8 protein-coding genes are annotated in these 5,585 nt (G+C 38.5%); all 8 read left to right on the forward strand.

Annotated features, from left to right (window positions below):
- The first annotated feature begins 91 nt into the window (after nucleotides 1–91).
- The 8 genes from FD09_RS15295 to FD09_RS15330 all read left to right on the forward strand — a co-directional run bounded on the left by FD09_RS15295 (nucleotide 92) and on the right by FD09_RS15330 (nucleotide 5,289).
- The gene (locus FD09_RS15295) at nucleotides 92–1,027 is read left to right on the forward strand and encodes a replication initiation protein (RefSeq protein ID WP_057822554.1); all 936 of its coding nucleotides are present in this window, start codon (nucleotides 92–94) and stop codon (nucleotides 1,025–1,027) included.
- Nucleotides 1,020–1,532 carry a MarR family transcriptional regulator gene (locus FD09_RS15300; RefSeq protein ID WP_056988711.1) on the forward strand — a complete coding sequence of 171 codons (513 nt, stop codon included), beginning with the start codon at nucleotides 1,020–1,022 and terminating at the stop codon, nucleotides 1,530–1,532. The genes FD09_RS15295 and FD09_RS15300 overlap by 8 nt, the downstream gene beginning before the upstream one ends.
- A gap of 40 nt (nucleotides 1,533–1,572) precedes the next feature.
- Nucleotides 1,573–2,088 (forward strand): hypothetical protein, encoded by a 516-nt coding sequence (locus FD09_RS15305; RefSeq protein WP_056988709.1) that lies wholly within the window; start codon nucleotides 1,573–1,575, stop codon nucleotides 2,086–2,088.
- On the forward strand, nucleotides 2,060–2,416 hold the full coding sequence (locus tag FD09_RS15310; protein WP_056988706.1) for a restriction endonuclease: 357 nt from the start codon (nucleotides 2,060–2,062) through the stop codon (nucleotides 2,414–2,416). Before FD09_RS15305 ends, FD09_RS15310 begins: the two co-directional genes overlap by 29 nt.
- Before the next feature lie 53 nt (nucleotides 2,417–2,469).
- Nucleotides 2,470–3,066 (forward strand): AbiV family abortive infection protein, encoded by a 597-nt coding sequence (locus tag FD09_RS15315; RefSeq protein WP_056988705.1) that lies wholly within the window; start codon nucleotides 2,470–2,472, stop codon nucleotides 3,064–3,066.
- A gap of 532 nt (nucleotides 3,067–3,598) precedes the next feature.
- Nucleotides 3,599–3,841: a transposase gene (locus FD09_RS15320; RefSeq protein WP_003572054.1), complete on the forward strand. Its 243-nt coding sequence runs from the start codon at nucleotides 3,599–3,601 to the stop codon at nucleotides 3,839–3,841.
- 45 nt (nucleotides 3,842–3,886) lie between these two features.
- Nucleotides 3,887–4,537, forward strand: coding sequence for an ABC transporter ATP-binding protein (locus FD09_RS15325; RefSeq protein WP_056988703.1), 651 nt, complete (start codon nucleotides 3,887–3,889; stop codon nucleotides 4,535–4,537).
- Nucleotides 4,534–5,289, forward strand: coding sequence for an ABC transporter permease (locus FD09_RS15330; RefSeq protein ID WP_003572050.1), 756 nt, complete (start codon nucleotides 4,534–4,536; stop codon nucleotides 5,287–5,289). The genes FD09_RS15325 and FD09_RS15330 overlap by 4 nt, the downstream gene beginning before the upstream one ends.
- Nucleotides 5,290–5,585: the final 296 nt, after the last annotated feature.

The following is a 5,585-nucleotide window of genomic DNA, read 5'->3' on the forward strand; positions in this document are numbered from 1 at the left end:
TAGGTTTTGTCTGTTTATCAAGTAGAAATATAAAGTTGACTACTTGATAAACATAATCTAAAATTAATTTGTAATCATTAGGAGGTACAGCATGGGAAATGAAATTATTAAATATGATCCAGAGTTAAATACCATTCCACTTCGAAAATTTACTCCAGTTGAAATGAATTTATTTTTTTCGATTATTTCTCGTATGCGTGATAAGAGTAATCAGACCATTCGTTTTACTTTTGATCAATTAAAAGAGTTAAGTGCTTATAAACCTACTGCAAATAACCGTTTTGAAGATGACATTCAGAGAACTTATGAAAAAATGATGGGATTACATTTTGGTAGACGAAGTAAAAGTGGATTAACTCGAGAGTTTTTTGTTTTGTTTACAGAATTTAAAATTGATGGAGATGCAGAAGAACCTTATGTAGACGTAAAAGTTTATGAACGTGCTTTACCCCTTTTAAACAAGCTTGAAAGTTGGGTTCGTTATGCGTTGGCAGAGTTTAGAGATTTAAAAAGTAGTTACGCAAAAACAATGTTTCGGTTACTAAAACAGTTCAGAACCACTGGATATGCTTATTTTTCTAAAGAAGACTTTTTTGAATTACTAGATATGCCCAAAAGTTACTGGAATAGTCCCTCTAACGTCGATAAATTTGTTATAAAACCCATTAAAGAAGAATTAACTCCTTTGTTTAGAGGATTAACGGTTAGAAAAAAATATGGTAAAGGGCGTGGGAAACCAGTTATTGGCTATTCGTTTACCTGGAAACCCGAAAAGAAAGATGCCAATGATTTCTCACAAGGCCAATTACAAGATGAGCGTCAAAAGCTTTTTAATATTCAGCATAATAGTGAACTAACAGAACAGGAAAAATGGCGCGCTACTGATAAAGTTAAAGGATTACCACTAGGATCCACTGAAAAACAAGCATTGGCTGATAAACAGGCCGAGCACGATAAAAAAATAAGAGATCAAGCAAGACAAGAAGCACTTGCTGAACTCCGGAAGGGGTTTGGAAAGCATGTCTAAAACTATTAGAGAACTTGCTGATGAATTGGGCGTTTCAAAGCAAAGAATTCAACAAATTATCGCCAAATTATCGCCAAGCAAAACGCCAAATAAGGAAGGCAATAGATATGTTTTGAACGCCCAAGATGTCAAAAATATAAAGGCTTTGATGGGATTTGAAAATAACAAGTCATCAACAAGTGAATCGACAAATAGACTTGTTGATTATGATGTTTACTTAGATGTGATAGATTCCATAAAAGAAAAAGATGAACAGATAAAAAGTTTATTAGAGGTTCAAAAACAAACACAAAATCTTCTAGATCAGCAACAGCGTTTAGCATTACAAGATAAAAAACTATTAGAGGAATATAAGACAGAAATAAATGACTTAAAATCGTCAAACATGCTAACACAGAACAGTGAAAAAGACGATTCTATTCAGACGGCAGCTTCGGTAAAAAATATAAAAGAACTGCCTCAAAAGCAAAATAAAAAATGGTGGCACTTTGGTAGGAGAATTTAATGAATAAACATACTTTCAATGATTTAAAGACCCTAACTTTTTGGATCTTTGGAATCACATTAACAAAAAGACAACCTATGAAATCCACTTTGATGAAGACCAATTTGTTAATTTAGCTGTTGCTCGCTTGAAGCAGGGTTCACCAATCAGTCGGGTACAATATACAACACGTATGGCGTCAATTAAGCAGTCCGATGGCGGAATTATTTATGACGCTGAACAAGGTGATGGTACTCGTGAAACGGTTGCGAAGGCAGAATACGACTTGAGTAAGTTCGATATTTTGACTTATCTTCAAAATGAGACAGGACTAACTCGTCGAATTATTGCGCGCATCTTAAATGGCGCTGCTGAGCGGGTTACTGCCGATTTCAAGATTAATCCAGTTGCGTACGAAGAGTACGTTGGTGACTTGTTGAATGAACTAAAAGAGAATCACATCGCTGAAAACATCGTCTACAAGATGACTGACGAAGAATGGGATGCTGAGTTGTTCAAGTCTGAGCCTTTGCGTGGTGTTGTTGAAGGTGACACGCCAAATATGGTTTCGGTTTGAGTATGTACGTTATGATTCAACTATTGAAAAGAAGTTTGCCGAGGCAGCTAACCTTGTTAACAACGTCAAGTACTTCATTAAGTTGCCATCTTGGTTTAAGATTGGAACACCAACACGCAACTACAATCCAGATTGGGCGGTTCTAAAGGAAGTTAACGGCGAGAAAGTGATGCACTTTGTTGCAGAAATAAAGGGAACAACTGAATCAGAACTAGCACGACCTGAGCGAGTGAGAATTCAGTATGGACGTGAACATTTCAAGGCGCTGGGACGCGCTGGCGTGGAAGTTGAGTATAAGGTTGTTCAAAACGAAGGTCAATTAGAGTAGTTTGATTTTGTGTGTTTTGAAGTGTACATGACTTGAAGATGGGAGTATGAACTATGGCGGATTTTGATGAAGTTAAAAAGTTATTCGAAAACACCACTAAGTTTCGAATTCGAGGTTCTGAGGAGTTTAATAGGGCGATTGATCACGTTGTGGGTCAATTGGTTGATTCCTTTACGTTGTTGGAGAATGGGTCATACGGTAGTGCAGTATTTCTGTCTATTACGGCGATGGAGGAGACGGCTAAAACGACCTACGCTATTTCTTTGCCGTATGATCCTGAGACAAAAAAGAAGAAAGAACATTTGGTAAATCATACAGAGAAGCATAACCTAGCTATCTCGCCTGTGTTTCAGCTCGGTTCACGTTTGCCAGATACCATAGGTGCTGAAAAAGTAGAAGAGATGATTGAGTGGACTCACACAAAACAATTATTAGAGATTCGCAATAAGGCAGTTTACTGGGAACCCGTGGAGGAAAATCCCACATTTCCAAATGACGTCTTTGATAAAAGGTTTGCTCAAGAGTTATTGATGTTTGCAATTGAGTCATTTGATGATAACTTAGTTGGGTTTTCGAATTACAGTATCGAATTGAGCGATAAAACGGATGACCTGTTTGATAAAATTAGGCAAAGTTATATTTTAAACTAACTCGCTAAATATTCGTAAAATCTTCATGTATGAACAGCTCGTTCGCGTATCCTAGAATCGATGACTGTATAAATAGATTTGAAACAACTGCGTGATTTGGCTAAATGTTAATGAAACTAAATATCCTATTACCGTCCCTCAAGGAACAGAAAAAAAGCTTCTTACAAAAGATGTTTGTGTAGGGTCTATAACTTACCAATCGCCCCTGTGAAAACCTATTAAAACAGCCCCCATTATCTACCGGTTAGATAATGGGGGTTGTTTTCTTTATAAAATGATATAATACTCCCTATATAGGAGAAAACGTATGTCTAGACAAAAACGATCGATCAAGGAAAATAATGATAAATTAAAAGTTCAATTAGAACTCCTCCATAGTTATACGGAACACTTTGACTCAGGTATGATTCATATGGCTTTGCCAATGGCTACACAGGTTCGTGTATTAATACATCAAACAGATATGCTCTTATACTAAAAAAAATGGACTATTTTTATTCAGTCCGTAAAATGAAAGTATAGGAGTATTTTTATGCCAATTCGTTATTCACAAGATTTCAAAGATTCATTGGTTAAACTTCACCAAGAAGGCCGTTCACTTAAATCATTAGCAGAAGAATTTGGTCCGTCGAAAGATTCTATTGCTATTTGGGTTAAACAAGCTACCCCAATCATGATCAAGGGTCAGTCAAAGACGTTAAAAGACGTCAAGCAACTAGAGAAGCGCCTCGCTATTTTGGAGGAAGAAAACGAAATTTTATCACGCATAGCCTAACAGTCAGGTTATAATGATTATAAATTAGTAATCGGGGGTGGGCATATGAATTCATTGATTAGTTTAGAAAAAGTTAATTATCAAATCGCTGATCAACATATTTTACATGATGTTGATTGGCAGATTCCAGCTGGGGCTCATATTACATTGACGGGACCATCCGGTGGTGGGAAAAGTACGTTATTACGGATCATTGCGGCCATGATTTCTAAAACAAGTGGGACCTTGATTTTTGATGGGCAGCCGATTGAAAGTTATGACCCAATCATGTATCGGCGGCAAGTCTCATATTGTTTCCAACAACCGACGTTATTTGGTGAGACGGTGGCAGATAACTTAGCTTTCCCGTACCAAATTCGTAAGCAAGTCATGGATACGCAACGAGTGGTAACGGCGTTAAATAATGTTGGGCTGTCCGAACGAACCCTGCATCAGCCGATTATCGAGCTTTCCGGTGGTGAACGGCAGCGGGTCGCGCTGATTCGCAACATCTTATTCTTACCAAAAGTGTTGTTATTAGATGAGGTGACAGCTGGTTTGGATGAAAATAATAAGCAAATCGTGCACGCCTGTTTACGACAGTTAAATGAGCAGGATCACGTGACAACGATCATGATTACTCATGACGCGACAGAGATTGATGCGGCAGATCAATTAGCGAAAGTGGTTGCTGGCAGATTGGAGGTACACGCATGAATTTAGCAGTTAATAATACGTCGCTATTTTTGGCGGCAATGTTAGTGCTCGTCGCGTTAGGAATTAGTTTGTGGCAGAAACTTGGCTTGGATAGGGACATCGTCATTGGTGTCGTGCGGGCTGTTGTACAACTATTTATCGTGGGTTACTTGCTAAAGTATATTTTCCGAGTCAACAATTTGTGGCTAACGCTGGCGATGATGGGCTTCATTATCTTCAATGCGGCTTGGAATGCGAAAAAACGGGGGCCGGGGATTGACCATGCATTAGCCATTTCGTTATTAGCCATTTTTGTTAGTACGGGGGTAACACTCGGCGTCCTCGTGCTATCTGGTGCGATTAAGTTTGTGCCATCGCAAATGATTCCCATTTCTGGTATGATTGCGTCGAATTCAATGGTCGCAATTGGGCTGGCTTATCGCAGCCTCAATAGTCAGTTTCATGACCAGCGGCAAGGTGTGCTTGAACGGTTGGCGTTAGGGGCTGGTCTACTTGATGCTTCGATTGCCATCGTGCGTGAGGCGATTCGTACGGGGATGTCACCAACCATTGATTCGGCAAAGACTGTGGGTCTAGTCAGTCTGCCAGGGATGATGTCCGGTTTGATCTTTGCGGGGGTCGATCCAGTACGGGCCATTAAGTATCAAATTATGGTCACGTTCATGCTCTTATCAGCGACTAGTTTGGGGTCAATCATTGCGTGCTATTTAGCTTACCGTAATTTTTATAATGAACAAAAACAGTTGAAGTAATAACTCCCGGTGCTCGTCTTGCTTATAGTCATTGGATCCTTCGTAATGTGATTGATTAATCTTAAGATTTAACTCTAGGTTTTTGATAGTTGGCGTTAGCCTTCTAATACAAATAAACCCCATCAAAATGGGGATTAAATCTACCCTTGACACTTGTCAAGGGTGTAAGTGCGCATTGACCTTGTTTCACTCGGTCTGCTGATAACCATAAAATCAATTTTTGTCGTTGTTGAATTGACTGTATTTTTAATTCAATTTATGTTTGCACCTAACTAAGATTGTTATGTTTTAAATAT

It is taken from the genome of Schleiferilactobacillus perolens DSM 12744, from assembly GCF_001435585.1.
GTDB classification, from domain to species: domain Bacteria; phylum Bacillota; class Bacilli; order Lactobacillales; family Lactobacillaceae; genus Schleiferilactobacillus; species Schleiferilactobacillus perolens.